At 37.9% G+C, this 24253-nt stretch carries 19 protein-coding genes; 11 read left to right on the forward strand and 8 right to left on the reverse strand.

The window, feature by feature from the left end; translation table 11 throughout:
• The first annotated feature begins 60 nt into the window (after positions 1 to 60).
• Positions 61 to 342, forward strand: coding sequence for a hypothetical protein (locus tag RZ55_RS00535; RefSeq protein WP_057175457.1), 282 nt, complete (start codon positions 61 to 63; stop codon positions 340 to 342).
• A 31-nt stretch (positions 343 to 373) separates the two neighbouring features.
• Here RZ55_RS00535 and RZ55_RS00540 read toward each other — a convergent pair whose 3' ends face one another.
• Both RZ55_RS00540 and RZ55_RS00545 read right to left on the reverse strand, forming a co-directional pair.
• Positions 374 to 883 carry a GNAT family N-acetyltransferase gene (locus RZ55_RS00540; RefSeq protein ID WP_053792342.1) on the reverse strand — a complete coding sequence of 170 codons (510 nt, stop codon included), beginning with the start codon at positions 881 to 883 and terminating at the stop codon, positions 374 to 376.
• Between the two features lie 159 nt (positions 884 to 1042).
• Entirely contained in the window at positions 1043 to 1546 is a 504-nt protein-coding gene (locus RZ55_RS00545; protein WP_057175458.1) for a GNAT family N-acetyltransferase, read from the reverse strand.
• 143 nt (positions 1547 to 1689) lie between these two features.
• On the opposite strand from RZ55_RS00545, the gene RZ55_RS00550 reads away from it, so the two are divergent.
• Together RZ55_RS00550 and RZ55_RS00555 are read left to right on the forward strand one after the other, a co-directional pair.
• The gene (locus tag RZ55_RS00550; protein WP_057175459.1) at positions 1690 to 2622 is read left to right on the forward strand and encodes a DUF4352 domain-containing protein; all 933 of its coding nucleotides are present in this window, start codon (positions 1690 to 1692) and stop codon (positions 2620 to 2622) included.
• A gap of 462 nt (positions 2623 to 3084) precedes the next feature.
• A complete protein-coding gene (locus tag RZ55_RS00555; RefSeq protein WP_057175460.1) occupies positions 3085 to 3354 on the forward strand; it encodes a hypothetical protein in 270 nt (89 codons plus the stop codon).
• Between the two features lie 13 nt (positions 3355 to 3367).
• Here RZ55_RS00555 and RZ55_RS00560 read toward each other — a convergent pair whose 3' ends face one another.
• Positions 3368 to 3772 (reverse strand): MerR family transcriptional regulator, encoded by a 405-nt coding sequence (locus RZ55_RS00560; RefSeq protein WP_057175461.1) that lies wholly within the window; start codon positions 3770 to 3772, stop codon positions 3368 to 3370.
• Positions 3773 to 3853: 81 nt separating this feature from the next.
• Between RZ55_RS00560 and RZ55_RS00565 the strand changes: the two genes are divergently transcribed.
• Together RZ55_RS00565 and RZ55_RS07225 are read left to right on the forward strand one after the other, a co-directional pair.
• The gene (locus RZ55_RS00565) at positions 3854 to 5182 is read left to right on the forward strand and encodes an MFS transporter (protein ID WP_057175462.1); all 1329 of its coding nucleotides are present in this window, start codon (positions 3854 to 3856) and stop codon (positions 5180 to 5182) included.
• A 431-nt stretch (positions 5183 to 5613) separates the two neighbouring features.
• On the forward strand, positions 5614 to 15915 hold the full coding sequence (locus RZ55_RS07225; RefSeq protein WP_057175463.1) for a DUF1542 domain-containing protein: 10302 nt from the start codon (positions 5614 to 5616) through the stop codon (positions 15913 to 15915).
• 57 nt (positions 15916 to 15972) lie between these two features.
• On the opposite strand, the gene RZ55_RS07255 is transcribed toward RZ55_RS07225, so the two are convergent.
• The gene (locus RZ55_RS07255; RefSeq protein ID WP_155453888.1) at positions 15973 to 16143 is read right to left on the reverse strand and encodes a hypothetical protein; all 171 of its coding nucleotides are present in this window, start codon (positions 16141 to 16143) and stop codon (positions 15973 to 15975) included.
• 18 nt (positions 16144 to 16161) lie between these two features.
• The gene (locus RZ55_RS00575; protein WP_053792349.1) at positions 16162 to 16725 is read right to left on the reverse strand and encodes an NAD(P)H-dependent oxidoreductase; all 564 of its coding nucleotides are present in this window, start codon (positions 16723 to 16725) and stop codon (positions 16162 to 16164) included.
• A 170-nt stretch (positions 16726 to 16895) separates the two neighbouring features.
• On the opposite strand from RZ55_RS00575, the gene RZ55_RS00580 reads away from it, so the two are divergent.
• Positions 16896 to 17087 (forward strand): CsbD family protein, encoded by a 192-nt coding sequence (locus tag RZ55_RS00580; RefSeq protein ID WP_053792350.1) that lies wholly within the window; start codon positions 16896 to 16898, stop codon positions 17085 to 17087.
• 36 nt (positions 17088 to 17123) lie between these two features.
• Here RZ55_RS00580 and RZ55_RS00585 read toward each other — a convergent pair whose 3' ends face one another.
• From RZ55_RS00585 to scrK, 3 genes are read right to left on the reverse strand one after another with little or no spacing between them, the layout of a single operon-like run.
• Complete coding sequence (locus tag RZ55_RS00585) at positions 17124 to 18014, reverse strand: ROK family protein (protein WP_053792351.1); 891 nt, start codon at positions 18012 to 18014, stop codon at positions 17124 to 17126.
• A 15-nt stretch (positions 18015 to 18029) separates the two neighbouring features.
• Positions 18030 to 19385, reverse strand: a complete 1356-nt coding sequence (locus RZ55_RS00590; protein WP_053792352.1) for a glucose-6-phosphate isomerase — start codon at positions 19383 to 19385, stop codon at positions 18030 to 18032.
• Positions 19386 to 19403: 18 nt separating this feature from the next.
• Entirely contained in the window at positions 19404 to 20300 is an 897-nt protein-coding gene (scrK, locus tag RZ55_RS00595) for a fructokinase ScrK (RefSeq protein ID WP_057175464.1), read from the reverse strand.
• A gap of 261 nt (positions 20301 to 20561) precedes the next feature.
• Between scrK and RZ55_RS00600 the strand changes: the two genes are divergently transcribed.
• The 5 genes from RZ55_RS00600 (at position 20562) to RZ55_RS00620 (ending at position 24204) form a co-directional block, all read left to right on the forward strand.
• Positions 20562 to 21968: a sucrose-6-phosphate hydrolase gene (locus RZ55_RS00600; RefSeq protein WP_057175465.1), complete on the forward strand. Its 1407-nt coding sequence runs from the start codon at positions 20562 to 20564 to the stop codon at positions 21966 to 21968.
• Positions 21969 to 22069: 101 nt separating this feature from the next.
• Positions 22070 to 22375, forward strand: coding sequence for a PadR family transcriptional regulator (locus tag RZ55_RS00605; protein ID WP_034535109.1), 306 nt, complete (start codon positions 22070 to 22072; stop codon positions 22373 to 22375).
• Between the two features lie 2 nt (positions 22376 to 22377).
• Positions 22378 to 22986 carry an HAAS signaling domain-containing protein gene (locus RZ55_RS00610; RefSeq protein WP_057175466.1) on the forward strand — a complete coding sequence of 203 codons (609 nt, stop codon included), beginning with the start codon at positions 22378 to 22380 and terminating at the stop codon, positions 22984 to 22986.
• Positions 22973 to 23827 (forward strand): DUF4097 family beta strand repeat-containing protein, encoded by an 855-nt coding sequence (locus RZ55_RS00615; protein ID WP_057175467.1) that lies wholly within the window; start codon positions 22973 to 22975, stop codon positions 23825 to 23827. The genes RZ55_RS00610 and RZ55_RS00615 overlap by 14 nt, the downstream gene beginning before the upstream one ends.
• Before the next feature lie 89 nt (positions 23828 to 23916).
• Positions 23917 to 24204 carry a hypothetical protein gene (locus RZ55_RS00620; RefSeq protein WP_057175468.1) on the forward strand — a complete coding sequence of 96 codons (288 nt, stop codon included), beginning with the start codon at positions 23917 to 23919 and terminating at the stop codon, positions 24202 to 24204.
• Positions 24205 to 24253 lie beyond the last annotated feature (49 nt).

The raw sequence follows: 24253 nt of genomic DNA on the forward strand, positions 1-24253 counted from the left end.
GCAATTAAAATAATTGCTGTGCTATTATGTGGTTAGTACATAACAAAGGTGGGTTACATTATGCAAATGAAGATGAGCAAATGGTTTTCACTTGGCGTTGGGGTATATGTAATCTTAACTATTATTGATGGTTTTTTTGAGGGATTTTACTATCAATCACCATCTACTTGGCGCACTCTAATGGGCGTAAGAGTCGTTAAGAATTTTAACCCCGGGGAATTCAACTTTAGTCTTTTGATCACATGGAAGACATTGATTTACTTCATTGTCATCATGTTAATCTGGATGGCTTTATATGGATTCGTGGACTACATGTTAAAGGCAAATAAAAAGAACGGCTAAATCTAGCCGTTCTTTTTTAGTACATTGATGGTTACTCCCAATCGGTTTTTTCTTTGGTATATATCGCAAATGGATCTTTAATTTCTTTGAAATTAAAGCCTGCTCGTTCGGCAACGTGTCGACATTTCATGTTTTTGATTTGCGATATTATTTTTAACTTTTCAATATCGAAAAAGTTAAATGCATAGCAGTTCATCACTTGTAAACTGTTGTACATGATTCCCTTACCTTGATATTCACTTGATAACCAGTAACCAATTTCGCATGTATGTTTATCTTCATCTAAATTGTGTAGATCGATTATTCCAATCGGATTTTGATCGTCAATGATTGCTAGAATAAAGATACAATCTTGGCGAGCTGCCTTAATGAAATCTTTTTCGTCATCAATAAATCTAATCTTATTAGCCCACGAGCACCATTTTCCAAGTTGTTCACGGTCTTTCTGGATAATTCTATAAAAATTGGCAGCCATATCTTCTTCTACCAAGGTTAAACCATATTTGTGCTTATTGATTTTAAATTCTGAAATGTTGTGCATAATTATCACTCCTATGATTTTTTTATAGTATATTCTCAGTCAGAAAAAACTTCTCAAATCTTTTTATTAACAAAAGTGAATTCTTCTGGACGACGAGTTTAATTGATCGCCATAAAAAATTAAATGAGTGACTTTTAAGCACAAAAAGAACGGCTAATTCTAGCCGTTCTTTTGTTTTGCATAAATCGCAAATGGTTCTTCTGTTTTTTGGAATGTGAATCCAGCACGTTCAGCAACGTGTCTGCTTGGTTCATTTTCAATTTCAGCTTTAATAATTAGCTTTTCCATATCAAAGAAGTTAAATGCATAACTAACAAGTGATTGCACACTGTTGTACATGATTCCTTTACCTTGATATTCACTGGATAACCAATAGCCAATTTCAGCGGTATGATTCACTTCATCCACATTGTGTAGATCAATCATACCGACTGATTTTGCACCATTTAAAATTGCTAGAACGAATATATTGTGTTCCTTAGCATAGCGAATGAATTTTGCTTCGTCATCAATTGATTGCATGTCCTTAGCCCATGGTAGCCACTTGGCTAATTCTTCGCGGTCATTTTTGATGATGTCGTAAATTTCGGTGGACATAAATTCTTCGACTAACTCTAGACCATAATTTTGTCTATCTAGCTTAAATTCAGCGATATTATTCATAATTATCACTTCCTAGCATTTTGGTTTCAGTATACCTCTTTATGAAGTATTATTCACTAATATCTTGATAAAAGATTTCTTTGAATTGATTTTTTGTTATGATATGATTAAATATGTATTAAAATTTAGGGGGATTTTTTAACATGAAGTCTAAAATAAATATATGGACTGCAGCATTTAACATTTTTAATTGTTTAATGTTGTTTATTTCATGGTTTGTGGTAATTGCGCAAGCGATTGCAAATAATGGAAATACCAGCGGGGGATTTTTCTATTTAGTTACATGGATTGGTGTAATTTTAAACACTATTTCATTATATTATGCTAAGCAATTAAATATTTCGATTGTAGGACCAGTATTGGGGATTATTGGTAGTGCGATTTCTGGTTTATCAATGATTTTTGCTTTCCCATCAATTGTATTACTTATAATTTCTGTAGTTTTTGAATTTTTACAAAAGCCAGCCAAAAACGCATCAGAAGTAAATGATGTTATTATTCCTTGGTACAAGGTATGGTGGATTTGGGTAGTTGTTGCTGTTTCATTAATTCTTTCAATTGCAATTATTTCTACTACATCATCAAATGGTTCAAAATCAAGTTCATCAGACAGTAATGTGTCTACTACACAAGGTAACGCGAAATCATCACAAGATTCAAAATCAAGTGATGATTCAGTATTGAATAAGCAATACAAAGTAGGAGAAACTATTAATTATAAGGGATACAAAGTCACTGTAAATGATATTAAGTATGATGACGGTGATGACATTAACACTCCTAAGAGTGGCAATAAGTATGTTGCAATTAACGTTACCATTCAAAATGATACAGGTGACAAGCAAGACTACAATCCTTATGATTTCAAGTTGAGTGCTGACGGTAATGGTACTGATTTGGACGAATACACAGGTAATGATACTTATGACAATAATACTATTGACAGTGGTACTTTAGATGAGGGATCAAAAGTTACAGGTTACTTAATTGGACAAGCTAACCCCAATGCTAAGTTGAAATTGGAATACCAACCTAATTTCTTTGATAACCACACCGTAGACATTGACTTAAACTAACAGATAAAAGGAGAGGCGTGACATTGACGCTTCTCTTTTTTATATTTACATAATTTTTATAGCAAATTTACACGGCAGGAATATATTAAAGATGTTCCATAAATAATTCATCAAGAGATGACGCTAATGGGATTATGAATAATTAAGATGACTTGTATTTTGAACGAATAATATGAAGAAAAGCCAAAACTTGGCTAATTCGTCGACTGGATGCATGGTGATTATGGTAGGTAATTGTCGTTTATCTCCAGCCGAAAAGATTAATTGATCGATTATAGTTTCCGTAATCACTATTAATAATTAACATCACGCCATGAGGAATTTAATCCTTTACCTCATCCCTTACTTACAGTGCTGTTAGGCCTCGCATTCATAGAATTAGCCAAGATCAAACAAAAAGCAATCCGACAAAGGATTGCTTTTTGTGTATAATGACAGTAACCGATATTTGGGAGGAAGGCCATGTTAAAAAAGACGTTTAATTGGTTCTCCTACGGTACCATTTTATACCTAGTTCTAATTTTACTTGATAGTTTTGTAGAACTTTTGGTGCACTCAAAGGGTGCCTGGGGATCATTATTAGGTTTTAACATTATCAAGCTAAAGGGATTCTTGAACTTCAACATCGAATTAGATGTAAAAGCACTCCTAATCTTTCTAGTATTCATCTTTGTTTGGACTGTTAGCTACATCGTCTACCATTTCGTAGCTGCAAACGAAGAACAAGCATAAAAAAGAACGACTGTTATAGTCGTTCTTTTTTATTTGCTTTCATTGTTCTTAATTCGTTTTCGATTCTTAACATGTGGGTGTCGAAGTTCTCAATCTTATGTGCCAAGTGGTCGATGGCATCATTCATCTTATCGCGTTTTTCTTCCATTAGACGCTTTTGTTCGACTAATAGGGCTAATTGTTCATCTTCACTGTCTTCGACGTTGTCGAATAGGTTAATGTATTGCTTCAATGTGCTGATTTCCATTCCGGCATCACGCATTTTCTTCGCAAAACTAATTCGTCTAATCGCATGATCATCGAAATCACGGACGCCAGATTTGTTTCTGTCGACGGCGGGGATAATGTTTTCTTTTTCGTAATAACGGATGGTAGATGCTGGTACGCCGGTAATTTGACTGGCTTCTTTAATGTTCAAAATTTTTCACCTCGATGTCTTGCCTTAAAGTCGGCTTTAAGTAATATGATTACTTTATCATATTTTTAGGGGGACACAAGCATGAAGTATAAATTTGGCATCATCCTGCCAATTATTTTAATTAGCTATTTTTTGATTCTATTGGATAATTCCGTCGTATTTACTAGTACGGTTCAAATCGCCAGTAGTTTGCACATGACTAGTCAAAGTGTCGCATGGATTACTAACATCTATGCGTTAGTCTTTGGAAGTATGTTGTTACTAGGTGGTCGCCTGGGTGATTTGTATGGAAGAAAACCAATCTTCTTAACTGGTCTGGTCATTTTCACTTTTTTCTCACTACTAGTCGGTCTCGCACCAAGCGGCTTATTCATCATCGTTATGCGCGCATTTCAGGGGATTGGTTCCGCAATTCTAGCACCAACCTCATTGGCGTTACTGCTTGATACCTATGAAGGTAAAAAGCGTGAAAAGGCCATCTCATTTTACGGGGTGACAGCCGGATTGGGTGCCAGTGTTGGACTAATCATCGGGGGATTAATGACGACATTTTATTCCTGGCGATTAGGTTTTCTAATCAACGTGCCACTGGGAATTTTATTGATTCTATTGACCATTTTCTTTGTACCAAAATCAAACGCCCAAGACCACGCTCATTTGGATTATATCGGCTCAATTTTGTCCGTTTTAGCCATCTTATCACTGGTTAATGCAATTAACGGTACCGGCCACAAGGTATTATTTATCACCATTTTTGTCGTGTTATTGGTCCTCTTCTTATTCCGCGAAGTGAAGATTGATAATCCAATCATGCCAATGGCAATATTCAAAGATCAAGAACGTGTTTCCGCATATATCGCCAGATTCTTTTATATCGGCTCAATGTTTTCATTCTTCTTTTTAGTCCCACAGGTATTACAAAAGTACTATGGCTTCACGCCGCTACTTTCCGCGTTTGGGTTCATGCCAGAAACGATTCCACAATTCTTGTTTGGGATGCTTCAATCCAAGCTATCAAATAAGTATAAAAACGAAAACCTATTGTTATTCGGGACCATCGTGACTTTGATGGGGGTCTTAATGCTATTCGGTCTAGATTTAAAACACGGCTACATGATTTCAGTGGCATTACCAATGATTGTGATGGGAATCGGTCAAGGGTTCTCGTTCGGTCCACTGACAGTATCAGGGGTTGCCAATACGCCGAAGGAATTGGGTGGGGCGACTTCCAGTGCCGTTAACGTCTTCCACCAATTAGGGAGTTCGATTCTATTGTCTATAGTGGTGACTTTGACCGCCGGAATTACCAATGTGATTACCGCTTACCACTATCAAACACTATTAATGTCGTTATTGATGTTGGTTCCATTAATTATGTCGATTAATATCAAACGACTTCATCAAAAATAAATGTAGCCAAAGATACATGTATACATTTATCCATGTAGCCAGGATACTTGAAACAAAAAATACTGCTCAATTGGGCAGTATTTTTATTTCAAACAATTAGATTTTTTTATAAAAATAAGCGTTATTTTAATAGACACAATATACACACCACTGTTTTAATATTGTTACATCAGTCATTCACCTTCATCTCATTTTTTATCAAATTATTACTGTTGAATGAAATTTAAACAAAACTTAAACTATCTATTTTCTAATCTTTTCTATTTTTGTGATGCCCGTAAGTCAATGTTTCAATCGCTTTGATTAAAGAAATATTATCAAAAGTTAATCAAATGTTGGTATATCAGTAGTTTAGCCTCTTGATAGAATGTAAAATCTGATTATAATTTTTCTTGCTGAAAAAATTTATTTTTCGACGGGAGGTTAATAAATTGTTATACAACCACAAACAGTTCAGAAAAAATTCTGACAAGAAAATTATGAGAAAAGTAAAGAAAAATTGGGTTGTTTTATCAGTAGCTTCATTTGCATTAATCGGCTCAGCTGCTGTAATCCAATCTAATCAAAATGTTGCATTTGCGAGTGAAACTCAAGTTTCTGCAAATTCAACCACAAATAAAAATAACAACGACAATAATATCTCAACAATAGACAGTCAAAAAAATGACGCAAAAGCACAATTAGATACCGAAGCTAGCAAGGTTAAGGATGACATCAGTAATGATGTTTCTTTGTCTCAATCTGACAAGGATAGCCAAAATTCTGAAGTAGATTCATACAAGGTAGCTGGCGAACAATCAATCGATAGTGCCACAGATGCAAACAGCATTAACCAGGCACTAATTGATGGTAAGAATAACATTGACGCAAGTCATGTTGCAGGCCATAACAGCACTGATTCAAATGAATCTAGCAATGCTAGTTCAAGTGCTAATCAAAGCTCCAATGATATTAAATCACAACAATCAAGCGCCTCATCAGTGGCTTCTTTAGCAAGCTCTGCATCAAGTTCATCACATGCTAAAGAGGGACTATCATTGAGAGACAGCGGATCAAGTGCTCCTGCTGATAGCAACACTTTCATTACTGGACCCGGTGGAGCAAATGGTACCCAATATAAGAATGCCATTGCCAACACTAAGTTAACTTATAACGGGGTAAATTATGACCCTTCTACTAATAAATACATGATTAACTTCCAATTTGGATCTGAAGTAATTAGTAGTACTGGTGGTGCTGACCGTGTTCTAGAGTTCGCATTGAACTTGAGTCCAAACCTATCAAGCAGAGTTAGTAAGGTAACTGTTACCAATGATGATGGTACTAAAGACCTAACCATGAATAATGGTAGATATTATATTAAGTACAAGACAGGTAAAGTTGTCGGTGGAAATATTGATCTAGCAGTTTATGTTGATCCAATTAAGGCAACTCCTGGGGACTGGATTTCAGCATTCATGTCCACACATAGAGAAAATAGCAGGGGAGAACTTATTAACTTTAGTACCCAAATTGCCTTCTCATCCACTAGAAGTTTGACATATGACCAATTCGGCAATGACTTTAATTCTAAATTACTTGCCCAATTGCAAGGTAAAGTTTTAAATGACTTAAATCAAACCTCTCCATTGAGCCAAACTACCCAACTTAAGAATAACTATGTTTCTCAAATCAACTCTGTTACAACCAGTGATGATTTCGTTAATGTTTTAAACTCCATCAAAAATTCATACAAAGCAGATAACAGTTCGTTATCTAATGCGATTTCACAACTAAACAGTCAAGCCGCAACTTCTACAAACAATGTTTCCAATCTTGGTAACTTACCTACTAATGATAAGCAAACCGCTAACAATTGGATTAAGAGTGCTTTACAAACCGCTCAATCGAATGTGATGGGTGTTTCTCAATCAAGTGACATTGCGGGTGCTTTATCAGATGGTATTAATTCCATTAAGAAAATTGAATTACAAGCAACCATTAATTCAGCTATTAATGATATTAACAATGCGGTTGTAAATACCACTAATAAAATCAATTCGGATATTACACTGTCTAAAGAAAAGTCAGATAGACAACTTAGATTAGTTTCAGTCGATAAGACTTATTACACTGGGTTGATTCAATCAAGTAACGATTTATCAAAGATTTCAGGTGTACGTGATAATGCTGTTAACCAAATTAATGGTGATTACACTCCAGGGACTCCTTTAAGTACTCAAAAACAAACGGCCAAAGATAGTTTAGATAATGAAGCCAACAAAATTAAAGCTGCAATTGATGCTGATAATACATTGACCAATGATGAAAAGAATCGTCAAAAGAGTAATGTGGATAGCATTAAAGCGGCAGCACAATCTCAGATTGATTCTGCCACTAATGCTGATGGTATAAACGATGCGCAAAGCCAAGGGATTGCTTCAATCGACAATGCACATCAAACAAGCTCAACCTCATTATCTGATCAAAAGAGTAATGCTAAATCTCAATTAGATGCTGAAGCAGATAAGGTAAAACAACAAATCGATGCTGACAATACTTTGACTAGTGCAGAAAAAAACAGTCAAAAAGCTAATGTAGATAGTGTAAAGGCGACTGATCAAGGAAAAATTGACGCTGCTACAAACGCTGATGACGTTATTACTGCATACCAACAAGGTATCAAAGACATTGATGCGCAATATGTTGCCGGCAAAACATCAGTAGCTGATCAACAAGCGAATGCAAAAGCCCGATTGGACGCTGAAGCAACCAAGGTAAAACAACAAATTGATGCTGATAATAGTTTAACTAGCTCAGAAAAAGCAACTCAAAAAGCCAATGTCGATAGTGTAAAAGCAATTGATCAAGGAAAAATTGATGCTGCAACCAATGCTGATGACATTAATGCAGCATACCAACAAGGAATTCAAGATATCGATGGTCAATATACCACAGCAAAGACCTCACTACCTGACCAAAAATCTAATGCGAAAGCCCAATTAGATGCTGAGGCCACTAAGGTTAAACAACAAATTGATGCTGACAATAGTTTAACTAGCTCAGAAAAAGCAACTCAAAAAGCTAATGTAGATAGTGTAAAGTCTACTTATCAAGGTAAGATTGACGCGGCAACTAATGCTGATGATATCAACACAGCATATCAACAAGGTATCAAAGACATTGATTCTCAATACGTTGCAGGCAAGACATCAGTAGCCGATCAACAATCCAATGCGAAAGCCCAATTGGATGCTGAGGCAACCAAGGTCAAAAAGCAAATTGAATCTGACAATACTTTGACTAGTGCGGAAAAAGCAAAGCAAAAAGCTAATGTTGACAGCACTAAATCAATTGATCAAACTGCTATTGATACGGCAACCAATGCTGATGATATTAACACTGCATACCACAAAGGAATCCAAGACATTGATAATCAATACATTCCCGGTAAGACATCCCTAGCGGACCAAAAGACTAACGCTAAGGCTGATTTAGATGCCCAAGCAGCTAAGATTAAAAATGATATTGCAAATGATGCTACATTAACGCAAGATCAAAAGAATGACCAAATGAATCAGTTAGCAGCTGATAAAGTCGCTGCTGAGCAAGCAATTGATAATGCTGCTGATGCTGATGGTATTAATAAGGCATTGGGTGATGGTAATTTGAATATGGAAGCGGACCATCAACCTGGCCAAGCGATTGATAATCAAAAGGCATCTGCTAAACAAGCTATTCAAGCTGAGGCTAACAAGGTGAAAGCTGCCATTGCTGCCGATTCCAGTTTGACTAGTGAAGAAAAATCCAAGCAAAAGAATGCTGTAGATTCAGCTTCTGCCGCGGCTCAAAGTAATATTGACCATTTAACAAACGCCGACGATATCAATTCAGCAATCAAACAAGGTATTTCCGACGTTGATGGAAAATACGTGGCTGGTACATCATTAGACACACAAAAAGCTAACGCTAAGTCACTATTAAATGATGAGGCCAACAATATCAAACAAGCTATTGCAAATGATGCAACATTAACCAATGACCAAAAGAACATTCAAATAGCCAGAGTTGATTCAGATAAAGCAGCTGCGGAATCCGACATCGATAACGCTGCTGATGCTGACGGAGTTAATAAAGCAATTAACAATGGAAAAACCAACATTGATAGTGACCATCAACCAGGACAATCAGTAGATACTCAAAAGGCTAATGCTAAGAGTCAATTAGATGCTCAAGCAGCCAAGATTAAGAGTGACATCGAAAATGATGCAACATTAACTAACGATGAAAAGAATGCGCAAATCGCCAAGGTTGATTCAGACACATCTGCCGGAAAACAAGCAATTGATAACGCTTCTGACGCTGATGGCATTAACAAAGCAACTAAAGATAGCAATGATCAAATTGCTTCAGACCACCAAGCTGGTACTTCAGTTAATAGCCAAAAGGATTCTAATAATGCCAACTTAGACGCAGAAGCAACTAAAGTTAAGAACCAAATTGATGCTGATGTTTCATTAACTAGTGCTGAAAAAGCTGAACAAAAGAACAATGTCGAAAATGTGAAATCAGCTGCCCACTCTAAGATTGATTCAGCAGTTAATGCTGATGATATTAAGTCTGCATACGACCAAGGGATTAAAGACATTGATGCTCAATATGTTCCAGGCAAGACTTCACTAGCTGATCAAAAGACCAATGCCAAGTCACAACTAGATGCTAAAGCAGCTAAGGTTAAACAAGACATCGCAAATGACGCCACATTAACTCAAATTCAAAAGAATGAACAAATCGCTATGGTTGATGCTGACAAAGAATCAGCTGAAACAGCAATTGACGTCGCTAAAGATGCTGATGCTGTTAATAAAGCAATTAGTGATGGTAATAAAAACATCGACTCAGACCACCAACCAGGTAAGTCACTTTCTGACCAAAAAGCTGATGCCAAAGCAGCTATTCAAGCAGAAGCTAGTAAGATTAAGTCTGAAATTGACGCAGATTCAACTTTAACTAGTGCTGAAAAAGCTGCTCAAAAGGATAAGGTTGATAGTGTAAGTGCTGCTGACCAAAATAAGATTGATGGTTTAACCAATGTCGATGACATTCATGCTCAAATCACTCAAAGTGTGAGCGATATTGATATTCAACATCAGTCTGGTAAGGACTTAAATGACCAAAAACAAGCAGCTAAAGCTCAACTGGATGCCACAGCAGCTAAGATTAAGCAAGACATTGAAAACGACGTTACATTAACTCAAGCTGACAAGGATGCACAAATGTCTAAGGTGGATTCAGATACATCCGCTGGTAAACAAGTAATTGATAATGCTGCAAATGCTGATAGCATTAACCAAGCTATTCAAGGAAATAATGATAAGATCGCTTCCGACCATGTTTCACATCAATCGGTAGATGACCAAAAGACAAATGCTAAGAAGCAATTGGATGCCCAAGCAGCAAAGGTTAAGCAAGACATCTCAAATGATACAACTTTAACTAAGGCGCAAAAGGATGCCCAAATGTCTCAAGTTGATTCTGATAGAGAATCTGCAGAAAAGGCCATCGATAGCGCCAATGATGCTGAAGGTATTAAGGAAGCAACCGATAGTGGCCACGACAAGATTCACAAGGACCACGTACAAGGAGATTCAGTAGATACTCAAAAGGCAAACGCTAAGAAACAATTGGACAATCAAGCAGCTAAGGTTAAAAATGACATCGCCAATGATAATACATTGACACAAGCTGAAAAGGATGCCCAAATGGCCAAGGTAGATGCTGATAAGACATCTGGTGAAAAAGCTATTGACAGAGCTGAAAATGCTGATGATATTAACAAGTTAATTAGTGACACTAGCGATAAAATCAACGGTGATCATGTGCCAGGACAATCTGTAAATGATCAAAAGACAGCCAAGAAGGCTGAACTAGATGCAGAAGCAAACAAGATTAAGGCAGCTATCGATGCTGACAATACACTAACTCAAGCTCAAAAGGATGCACAAAAGGCTAATGTTGATGCAGATGTTGCTGATGGTAAGAAAGCCATCGATAATGCATCTGATGCTGAAAGCATCAAACAAGTTATTGATAGCACTAATGCGAAGATTGATGGTGAACATCAACCAGGTAAGTCAGTTGATGACCAAAAGGAAAACGCTAAATCAATACTTGATTCAGAAGCGAACAAGGTTAAGGCAGCCATTGATGCTGACAACACTTTGACTAGTGCAGAAAAGCAACAACAAAAGAATAATGTGGATCAAGTTAACCAAGCTGCTAAGGATAAGATTGACGCTTCATCCAGCGCTGATGAAATTAACGATTTAGTTTCACGAAACAGTCAATCTATTGATGCTCAACATCAACCAGGCAAATTAGTTAGTGATCAAAAAACTGCTGCTAAGAATAAATTAGATGCAGAAGCTAAGAAGATTAAGGATGCTATTGATGCTGACCAAACATTGAGTCAATCAGAAAAAGCTGCTCAAAAATCAGCAGTTGATGCAGACGTCGTTTCCGGTAAACAGGCAATTGATAACTCATCAGACGCTGACAGTATTAATAAAGCTATCGGCGACACCAATGATAAGATTGACGGCGAACATGTATCTGGCAAACCATTGTCTGACCAAAAGACAAATGGTAAGAGTCAATTGGATGCTTATGCCGAAAGCATTAAGAATGCAATCGATAATGATGCAACATTAACTCAATCTGAAAAAGATGCTCAAAAAGATAAAGTCGATGACGATGTCAAAGCTGGTAAGCAAGCAATTGATAATTCAAATGATGCTGATAGTATCAACAAGCTAGTGAGTGATACTAACGACAAGGTCAAAAACGAGCACCAACCAGGTACATCTGTGGCTGATCAAAAGACAAACGCTAAGAAGCAATTGGATGATCAAGCAGATAAAGTTAAGAAGGATATTCAAAATGATCCAACACTAACTCAAACTGAAAAGAACAATCAAATGGCTAAGGTGGATTCTGATGTTACTGCTGGTAAGCAAGCAATTGATAATTCATCAGATGCAGATAGCATTAATAAGGCAGTCAGTGATGCTAACGACAAGGTTTCTGCGGACCATGTTTCAGGAACTTCATTAGATAATCAAAAGACAGATGCAAATGCCAAATTAGATGCAGAAGCAAATAAGACAAAGGCAGCCATTGATGCTGACAACACTTTAACTAGTGCCGAAAAAACAACCCAAAAGGCGAAGGTGGATTCAGATGTCGCTACTGGTAAGCAAAACATCGAAAAAGCTACAGATGCGGATAGCATCAATAAATTAGTAAACGATACTAATGAACAAGTAGATGCAGAACATGTACCAGGACAATCATTAGACGCTCAAAAACAAGCTGCTAAACAAGCTGCTGAAGATAAAGCAAAGCAAACTAAGGCAGCCATTGATGCGGATAACACTTTAACCAGTGCTGAAAAGACTGCTCAAAAGAATAAGGTAGATAGTGAAAATGCAACTGCCCAAGATAAGATTGATGCTGCAACTAATGCTGATGATATTAATTCATTAAGTGACCGAATGAGTGGTGACATTGCCCAAAGCTATGTGCCGGGAACATCATTAGATGCCCAAAAGCAAGCAGCAAAAGATAAACTATCTCAACATGTGCAAGATTTAATCAACCAAATTTTTGGTGATGACACATTAACGCAAGCGGAAAAGGATGCTCAAAAGGATAAGGTAGATAATGATAAGGCTGCCGCTGAAAAATCCATTGATGCTGCATCTGACGCTGATAATATTAACCAAGCGCTAAGTGATGCTCGTCCAAAACTTGATGCTGATTACATTCCAGGAGCTTCGCTATCAGATCAAAAGAATGACGCTAAGTCTAAATTAGATGAAACAGCTGCTAAGACTAAGAATGCCATCTCAAATGACGCAACATTAACCCAAACTGAAAAGAACAATCAAATGGCTAAGGTTGACTCAGATGTCACTGCCGGAAAACAAGCTATCGACAACGCCAAAAATTCTGACAGTATCAATAAAGCTGCAGATGATACGAGTGCCCAAGTTAATGATGATCATAAATCTGCTGATTCAATTGATACACAAAAGGCGAACGCTAAGAATCAATTGACTGCAAAAGCAGATAAGATTAAGCAAGACATTGAAAACGATGCAACATTGACGCAAGCAGAAAAGGAATCACAAAAAGCTAAGGTTGAAGACGATGTAAAATCTGGTAACCAAGCCATCGATAACGCATCTGACGCTGACTCAATCAACAAGGCTGGAAGTGATTCAGATTCTCAAGTTAGTTCTGAACATAAACCTGCTGATTCATTAGATGTTCAAAAGGAAAATGCTAAATCAGCAATCGATGAAGCGGCAAAGAATACCAAAGCAGCCATCGATGCAGATAACACGCTAACTAGTGCTGAAAAAGAATCACAAAAAGCTAAGGTTGACGAAAATGCGGCAGCAAGTAAGCAAGCAATTGATAATTCCCAAAATGCCGATAATATTAATAGTTCGGTAAGCTTAGGCAAGACTGATGTTAGTGACGTGCATAAGTCTGCTGATTCAATTGATACTCAAAAGAATGCTGCTAAATCACAATTAGATGCAAATACAGCCAAGATTAAGCAAGACATCGCAAATGATGCCACCTTAACTCAAGCCGAAAAAAATGCTCAAACCAAGCAAGTAGATACTGATAAAGCTACAGCTGAACAAGCCATTGATAATGCTTCAGATGCTGATGGAATTAACCAAGCATTAAAAGATGGTAATACCAAGACATCCGGTGATCATAAACCAGGTAATTCAACCAATGATCAAAAAGCTGCTGCTAAGAAGAAACTAGATGCAGAAGCAGAAAAGATTAAGAATGCCATCGACAATGATGTCACATTAAATAGCGCTGAAAAAGCACAACAAAAGCAAAATGTAGATAGCCAAAACCAAGCTGCCAAAGATAAAGTTGATGCTCAAACTAACGCTGACAACATCAATACTTTAACTGCTCAAGGTGTCGAAGAAATCGATGCTCAATATGTACCTGGTAAGGTTTCATTGGGTGATCAAAAGACTAATGCAAAGGCTAAACTGGAAGAAGAAGCAACTAAGGTTAAGAACGACATCGCAAATGATGCCACTCTAACTCAATCCGAAAAGGATGCTCAAATGGCTAAAGTAGATGCTGACAAAGCAGCTGCTGAACAAGCCATCGACAACGCACCAGACGCTGACAGCATTAACCAAGCTATCATCAATGGGCATGCTAAGATTGCCTCTGACTATGTTCCGGGCAAACCAGTTGATGACCAAAAGAGTGCTGCTAAGGCTGACCTAGACGCCCAGGCTGCTAAGGTTAAGAATGACATCGCAAATGATGCGACATTGACTCAATCCGAAAAGAATGCTCAAATGGCTCAAGTAGATGCTGATAAAGCCGCTGCTGAACAAGCCATTGACAACGCATCAGATGCCGACAGTATTAACCAAGCCATCAGCAATGGTAATGCAAAGATTGATGCAGACCATGTTTCTGGTCAATCAGTTGATGATCAAAAGACAGCTGCTAAGGATGCTATCAATAATGAAGCCAACAAGGTTAAGGCAGCCATTGATGCTGATAAGACCTTGAGTAAGGCTGAAAAGAAACGTCAAAGAAACAACGTTGAACGTGCTCAAGCGGATGCACAAGCAGCCATTGATGGTTTGACTAATGCTGATGACATTAACGCAGCAGTTGCTGATTACATCCAAATCATTGATTCTCAACACGTTAAGAAACAAAACAACGGAAGTGGACCTGAACAAACTATTCCACGTAATGTATACATGGTTAAGAACTTCTACAGATATCTAAGCACCAACTTTACTAAGAAGAACCGTGTTCAAGGTTACAAGGCTACATCTCGTCCAAAGGCAGCAATGTTTAGAATCATTGGCGAAACTACCAACAAGAACGGAGTAAAGAGATACAAGGTATATCAAATTGTTGTTAAGAAGAATGGTTTATTTAAAGTGGACCGTAAGAAGTGGGGTTACATCACTGCTAGACCTTCTTACATGAGACCTTTGTATTACAGTAGCAATGTTCAACAAATTAAGGTTATTGGTAGGGGAATCCGTGCCTACAAGAACGTTAAGTTGAGTAAGGCTGTTAAAGGCTACAAACATGGCACTGTTTTGAAGGTTAAGGCAGTCAAGAAGTATGGTAGCACCTACAGATTACAATTAACTAACGGTCACTACATTACTGCTAACAAGAACTTGGTTCGTAAGCAAACTACACCACGTAACGTCTACATGGTCAAAGGATTCTACAGATACTCAAGTGTCAACTTCAGTCACAAGAACAGAATCCAAGGTTACAAGAAACAAGCACGTCCAAATGCTGTGATGTTAAGAATTGTTGGCGAAACTACCAACAAGAATGGACTAAAGAGATACAAGGTTAACCAAATTGTACGTAATAAGAAGGGACTATTTAGAGTAGATCGCAAGAAGTGGGGTTACATCACCACTAAGCCTTCATACGTAAAACCTTTGTACTACAGCGGCAAGGTTCGCGCGGTTCGCGTAATTGGTTCTAGAATCCGTGCCTACAAGAACCTTAAGTTAACTAAGTCTGTGAAGTCATACAAGCGCGGCACTGTTTTGAATGTTAAAGCAGTGAAGAAGGATGGTACTACTTACAGATTGCAATTAACTAATGGTAGTTACATCAGTGCTAACAAGAACTTAGTTCAAAAAACTAAATAACACTTGCTTAAAGTAATTTAGGCAAACAAAAAAGACTGCTCAAACGAGCAGCCTTTTTTATTTTTTATGACGATCTTTAATCCACATGATAACAGTGACAAATAAAGCGATAATTAATAATAGATGAAAGATAGTACCGACAGTGGTGTGCGGTAAGATATCATTACTAATTAGCGCTAAATTGATTAATAATAGGACAATCATCAAGATTGTGTAGATGCTTTTCATTGGGGAAACCTCCGAAAGTTATTTAATTGTGTTGGCACACTTTTCAATATATTGTTGACGGCGTTCAAGAGTGTCTACTTTGTTTTCCATGTTTCCTAAATCGAAGCAGTGAGTAGCTTTGATACCACAGTAGGCAAGTAGTAGGTACTTCCATCTAAATAACACGTTACCAAACATCTTGTAGAAAAATGCTGGTCCATGACTGGTTGTGAAGATGCTAGCTGTTTTACCAGTTAGTAGCTTTTCACGTTTTCCATTTGGGTGGTAGATGTAGGCAAATTTAGGAGTAAAGACACGATCGAATAGTCCCTTCAATACTGAAGGTTCAGCTGACCACCAGATTGGAAAGAAGAAGGCGATATGATCAGCATTCTTTACTAATCCTTGGATGTTACTTGGAAATGATTCATCTTCCATGTGTTTTCTGTATCCGTAACGTAAAACGGGATCAAAATCAGCATCACTTAAGTCGACTAATTCAACTTCATGACCTAATGATTTCGCGTGTTCTACATAGTTCATGGCATTGCCATGTGAAAATGAATTTCCGTCTGGATGACCTTGAATAACTAGGATTTTCATTTTAATCGCCTCCGAAATATTTGTCCTTATTATATCTTTAAACAAGAAATTTTACCAATTCGAAAACTGTAACACAATCTTAGTAAAATCTTTACCACTATTACACGAAAAATGTTCTATGATAGGGATAGATAAAGGAATTTATCTAATTTATATCTTGAGGTGATACTATGAGTTTGGAAAATAAAAAAGACAAAGTTGTAGGTAAAGCAACCGAATTAAAGGGTAAGGTAACCGGTAGCAAGTTAGATGAATTAAAGGGTAAGGCACAAAACTTCTTCGGTAAGGCTAAGGACAGTTTCGATGAAGCTCGTCGTAAGTCCGAAGAACGTCGTAGCCAACGTGAAAACGAAAACAAGTAAACATAATAAAAAAGACGCCAAAAGGCGTCTTTTTTATTATCTAATGTCTTCTGAATAGAATTGTTGTTTTGCTAAAGACAGGTTACCAATGATTGATAACTTGTCAGCGTCTTGACTAGGAAGGGTGATGTATTGATCGATATCACCAACATCAAGATAGCCATCGAATAGCTTCTTGAATTGTTCCTTAATCTTGCCTAACTCTATTTCGTTTAAGATACTACCACCTAAAATCACCTTTTGTGGTCTGATGAAGACAGTGGTTTGAATTACGGATTGTGCGATGTAGAACGCCACAGTATCCCATAGAGGATTATACATTGAGATTTCTTGTGGGCGTTGGTGAGTTCTGGCTTCGATGGCCTTGGTTGATACAAGACCTTCTAGACAGTCACCTTGATATGGACAGGTTCCTTTGAAGTCTTGGTCGTTAACGTTTCTTTGTGGGATGATATGACCAATTTCAGGGCTACCCATGTGTCCAACAAACTTTCCATCGTTTACAATTCCGACACCGACACCATCACTGATTGTGATATATGCCAGACTCAAGATAGGATCATCGTTTAGAATCGAGCTAATGTACTCTCCATAGGCACGACTATTAACATCAGTTGTAAATGAGATTGGAATATTGAAATGATGTTTGAATGTGCCTAATAGGTTAATATTTTGCCAGTTAGGACGGGAGGATTCTTTAATATAGCCGTATTGAGAAGAGTAAGTACGAAGTTCCAAAGGACCGAATGAGGAGATGCCAATAGCTGCTAAATCGTCAAAACCTTTGAAGTAGTCGATAGCTTTTTTCAAAGTTTCTTGAGGTTCAATTAAATCAATTACAATCCAGTCTGAGATGTTGCACTTACCGTCACCAACGGCACAAACCATTTGGTTTTGATCAGTGGTACAGAGACTTCCTAATAACATATTCAACGCCTCTTTTTAGTGAAATTTTTCGTTATCTTGTTCTTGAATTTCCTTACGTCTTTCTTCGTATCCTGGTTTACCAAGTAGGGCAAACATGTTTTGCTTGTAGTCTTCAACACCTGGTTGGTTGAATGGGTTAATACCGTTTAGGTAACCTGAAACCGCAATCGCAAATTCGAAGAAGTAGATTAAGTAACCTAAAGTAGCTTCACTGTTGTCTTCAGCGGTTACCAACATGTTTGGTACGCCACCGTTTGTGTGGGCGATAACAACGGCTTCTCTGGCAGTCTTGTTAACTTCGTCCATTGTAGTGTTTTCCAAGTACTTTAGACCATCTAAGTTTTCTTCGTTGGCAGGAATACCTAGGTTTGAAGCAGGTTGTTTGATTTCAACAACTGTTTCCATTAGGTTACGCATCCCTTCTTGGATGTATTGACCCAATGAGTGTAGGTCAGTACTGAAGATAGCTGAACTAGGGTAGATACCCTTGTAGTTCTTTCCTTCAGTTTCACCCGCAAGTTGTTTCCACCATTCGGCTAGGAAACGAAGATGTGGTTCGTAACTTTCAAGGATTTCGTTAGTATATCCCTTACGATACAAGATGTTTCTGTAAGCAGCGTATAGAAGTGAGTCGTTTTCATATAAAGGAGCGTCCTTTAATGCAACTTGAGCCTCGTGTGCACCGTCCATTAAATCATCGATGTTAGCACCTGATGCGGCGATTGGAAGTAGGCCAACTGGAGTTAATACTGAATATCTTCCACCGATTCCATCAGGGATGACGAAACTAGTGTAGCCTTGATCGATTGCTTCATCGTGTAAAGCACCTTTTTTAGCGTCGGTAGTTACGTAAATGCGTTTGTTAGCTTCTTCTTCACCGTATTTTTCAATTAACTTTTCTTTGAAGATTCTAAATGCCATTGCTGGTTCAGTAGTGGTACCTGACTTAGAAATTACGTTAACTGAGAAGTCACGGTCACCGATTACACGTAGTAAGTCGGCAGTGTAGGCAGGGCTAATTGTGTTACCTGCGAAGAAGATTTGCGGGTGCTTGTCAGTACCTTCTAAGTTGAAGAAACTGCCGTGTAGGAAATCTAATGCCATCTTGGCACCTAGGTATGAACCACCGATACCGATAACAACTAGGACATCTGAGGTTTCTTGAATGTCTCTTGCCGCATCTTTAATACGGTCGAATTCAACGGGATCGTATTCCTCTGGTAAATTTACCCAGTCACCCATTTTGGCTTCAACACCGGTTCCGTGAACTAGTAAGTCACGGGCGGTTTGTACCATTGGGGCGATTTCCTTTAATTCATTTGATTGCACAAAGGACTTTAAGCCTTTGGTGTCTAATTCAACTCGTTTCATTTTATGTTCCTCCATCGATTAATCAATTTTAACGATGTTTTCTTTGTAGTATTGTCTTGATGCTAATGCTAAGTTACCGATTGTAGCTGAACCGTTGTCTTCACATGCTGGCATAGTGATGTAGTAGTCTAAGTCACCAACTTCAACGTAGTCGTTGAACATTTCCTTGAATTGTTCACGAACCTTCTTGATAACTGGTTCTGAGATTACTCCACCACCTAAAATAACTTTTTGTGGACGGATGAATAGGGTAGCCTGCATTACCGCTTGGGCAATGTAGTAAGCCATAATGTCCCAGACAGGATCATCCATAGGAACATCTTTACCTTTCTTACCGCAACGAACGTCAAAAGTAGGACCAGCTGCTAGACCTTCTAGACAGCTGTGGTGGTATGGACATAATCCCTTGAAGTCTAAATCGTCTGGGTGGCGTTTTAGATAAATGTGTCCAGCTTCGGGGTGGCCTAGAGAACCAATGAATGAACCTTCATTGATAATTCCAGCTCCAACACCAGTACCGAAAGTATAGTATACCAGTGTTTGTAATGGATTATGATTTCTAATTGATGTAATGTATTCACCATAAGCGGAACCATTAACATCAGTAGTCCAAAAGATAGGAATATCGAAATGTTTCTTCATCGTTCCTAAGAAGTTAGTGTTGGACCAGTTTGGTTTTGGTGTGTCTGTTATATAACCATATTTTGGTGAGTCTGTGCGCACTTCGATGGGACCAAATGACGCAATACTCATGGCTGTTAAGTCGTCGAATTTTTCGAAGTATTCAATACATTTGCTTAATGTTTCATCAGGAGTGGTGGTAGGAATTCTGACACTGTCAAGAATTTCATAGTTTTCATTACCTACGGCGCAAACAAATTTTGTTCCGCCTGCTTCAATGCTACCAAATTTCATAGTGGAATCTCCTTTAACCTTTTTCTATGGGAGTATTAGTTTTTTGAATGCGCTCCCAATTTTTATTATGGACCCGATTTTTCTAAATACAAGTAAAAAATAGTTAAAAAAAGGTTAAGAATCAAAAATGTTTTTTCATGTAGATATAACTATCACCACGGCGTTTTTAAAGATTTTATAAACCTTATGAAACCGGTTTCATTTATCTTATCAACCTGTTATAATTAGTCACAATAATACGAAAAAAGTGAGGCTAGAAAAATGGATACAAAGTACTGGAATATCGATCGATTGGGTCGACTATACAAAGATTGGGACCCAGAAGTGTTAAAGAAATTGGCAACAAAGATTGCTAAATCACACTGGCGTCCTGGATATCACATTACTACTCAGACCGGTTTGTTGAATGACCCTAATGGCTTTTCATACTTCAACAACCAATGGCACTTGTTCTACCAAGCATTCCCATACGGTGCTGTGCACGGACTAAAAAGTTGGCAACACATGGTGTCAGATGACTTAGTTCACTGGAAGTTCATCGACAAACCAATGGTGCCGGACTTAAATTCTGACCGTAATGGTTGTTATTCCGGTAGTGCCATTAATGTCGACGGCAAGCTATTCTTGATATATACCGGAAACACTTTTGAGGGTGAAGAGATGGCTAGACATCCTTACCAATTAGGTGCGTGGATGGATGCCGATAATAATATTTCAAAACTAGATCACCCATTGATTGAAAGTGAACCGGATGGAGTTACCGGTCACTTTAGAGACCCCCAAGTCATCAAACACGGTGATTACTACTACGCATTTTTGGGTGCCCAAACTGTCGATAATGCCGGTGAAATTCTAACCTACCGCACCAAAGACATTGAAAACGGTTGGGAATTATACAAGAAATTAGACCTAGGCACCGACAACTTAGGCTACATGGACGAATGTCCAAATGTTGGTTTCGTTGATGGCAAGGTCGTTGTGATCTTCTGCCCACAAGGTGCTGATAAACACGAATTCCATTATGACAACGTTCATCCAAACGCATACATTGTGGCGGATGACCTGGACTTCGAAGAAATGAAGTTAATCAATCCTTCTGAAATGAAACAATTAGATGAAGGTTTCGACTACTACGCCACTCAAGTCTTGAATGCTCCGGATGGTCGTTTGCTATCAGTCGGTTGGATTGGTTTACCTGATACCGAATACCTATCTGATCAAGAAGGCTGGGAAGGTGAACTTTCAATGGTAAGAGAATTACACATTGAAAATGGTGACTTGACCCAACGACCAGTCCAAGAATTCAAACAATTAATTGAAGAAGACGAAGCAATCGACACCGATTTACAAAAACATATTGAAGCGGCGCCATTTGATGAACACTTCAATTTGAACTTAGAATCAGAAGATAGCTATCTTCGTTTGTCATACGATGAAAGTGACCAAGAATGGACATTGAAGCGCAAGAATGTCGGTGAAGATGCTTCGATTCGAACATTCAAGGGTGAAGCTTCATCAGTCGATTTCTATTTAGACAACACAGTATTTGAAATTTACATCCTAGGAGGCAAGGTTACCATGACCGGACAATTCTTCCACGATGGTAATGAAGTCAGGGTTAATACTGAAAATATGAGCGTTAAACAAAACAAGGTTAGCAATATGTAAAATTAAAAAGCTGCTAGATTAAATTTCTAGTTGCTTTTTTTATTTTTGTATAATATTATATGTCGTATAATATAATCTGAAATATAATTGGAGATGTTCAAATGGCCATAAAAGTAGCGACGAAGCTATTGGATGGTTGTGTCTTGGGTCTATTGGAACAAGAAGAGATGTATGGGTATGAACTTACTAAGCGAGTTCAAGAATCCATTAATGTTTCTAATTCGACAATGTATCCGGTCATGCGCCGTTTAAAATCAGAGGGATTGGTCGACACATACGACGAATCGTTTGAAGGACGCAATCGCAGATACTACCGAATTACTGAAGCAGGGAAGACACAGCTAGAAGAAGTAAAGACAGAATGGATGACGTTTAAGAACGGCATCGATGATTTAATGGGGGGATAAAATTGAATCAGTATATCGAGGAACTTACTCAACACTTGAAGAAACTTAGCGAACAAGACGCGATGGACGCTATCAGCTACTACACCGACTATCTAACGGATGGAAACTTAAATACATACGAGGAATGTGTGAAGGAATTGGGTTCACCAAACCGTTTAGCACTACAAATTCGTGCCGATATTTCTATCAACAATTCAGATAGTTCAACACCACAAAAATTCTGGGAATTACCATCAATTGTGATTTTGGCATTGTTTGCCAGTCCACTACTAGTTCCAGTCGTAATCAGTCTAATCCTAGTGATTTTTGCTACCGTTTTAGCAGCCAGCTTAATGGTGCTAGCAGTCGTATTAGTATTAATTTTGACCTTTATCGTTTTCCTATGTACAACGGTATGGGGTGTGACTAACATTACCGGTCACTTGTTTGAAAGCATCATGGTATTAGGAGTGGCACTATTCTCCCTAGGACTTTCCATGGAACTATATCCATTATCAAAATGGCTAGTGAGAAAGTTGGCCAACTGGATTCAACACGTCACAATCTGGACATACAAGAAGTGCCTAAGATATGGCAATGCTGAAGGGAGAGTCAACAATGAAGAAATTTAGTCTAATCGGATTAGGTCTAATCTTTGCTGGAGGAATCGTCTTCTCAATTGGATACGCTAAGGCCGACCAAAGCATCACCGATATTTTCTTTAGTCGTAACATGGATAAGACATACACCAAGTCCGTAAATGCATACGACAAGATTAGTGCGTACGGAAACATCAATCTAACAATTAAATCTGGTGATAAGTTTACCATTACATCAACTGATTCTAAGGATCATCCACTAACATACAAGGTACAAAACAATACCTTGGAACTACGACAAGACAATAACGAAAGCAGCTTCTCAACTAACTTTCAAATGGGTGAATTATCACGACTATCATTTGTGACCGTGACAGTGCCAAGTCACCAATTGACTAAGGTTGATGGCTTAGATAATCGTTTCAGTCTAAAACTAAAACACTACAGTAATAAGTTACCGATGGATATTACCGGATGGGGCAATGTTAAAATCAAGGACGTTAACGCCAAGTCACTTCGCGTGCGCGGTATTGAAGACCGTGTCTCAGTCGTCGATAGTACGTTCAATGGGGATGATAGCCAAATCGATGCCGGTGACAACTACGTTGATTTACATAATAGTAGTTTTAAGTCATTGGCAGTTAAGGCAACTAATGGGGATGTCAACATCGACAGACCAACAATTGAAAGTCATCTGTCAGTTACTACCGACACTGGTAACATCTTCGCACAATTAAAGAAATCAGAAGATGCACAACTAGACGTTAAAACATCTGGTCCTAAGCCAACTGTGAAGACTGCGGTTAAGGCCGTTAATACTGACAAACAATATCGATTTAAGTCCAATACAGGAACAATTACGGTGTTAGAATAATCATTTTACGATATGGCATATAAATTTATTAGCAAATATAGTAAAATTATAAGTATAATAATGTAAATCATATCAGGAGGGACAATAACGTGTTTAACGATAAAATCGTTTTTAATTACATGTATAATTTATGGGTAGCTGTCTACTCAGACTTAAGTGACGCTGACGTCGAAGAAATTGGCCAAGTGCTATTAAAGAATAGTAAGGAAGAATACAACAGCCAAAATGATCAAAATATCAACGACGACGACTTCATTGATATGATTTCCGAATACTCAGAAGACATTCGTGAACAAGCTGTAAGTGAAGCTGAAGAAGATATTAAAAAACACCGTGCACCTAAGTTCAAAAAGGTAGACGGTAAGTGGAATATTTAAAGAATAAGACCGACTCGATTGAGTCGGTCTTTATTTTTTTATTACTTTC

The organism is Apilactobacillus kunkeei (assembly GCF_001421115.1).
Lineage (GTDB): Bacteria > Bacillota > Bacilli > Lactobacillales > Lactobacillaceae > Apilactobacillus > Apilactobacillus kunkeei_F.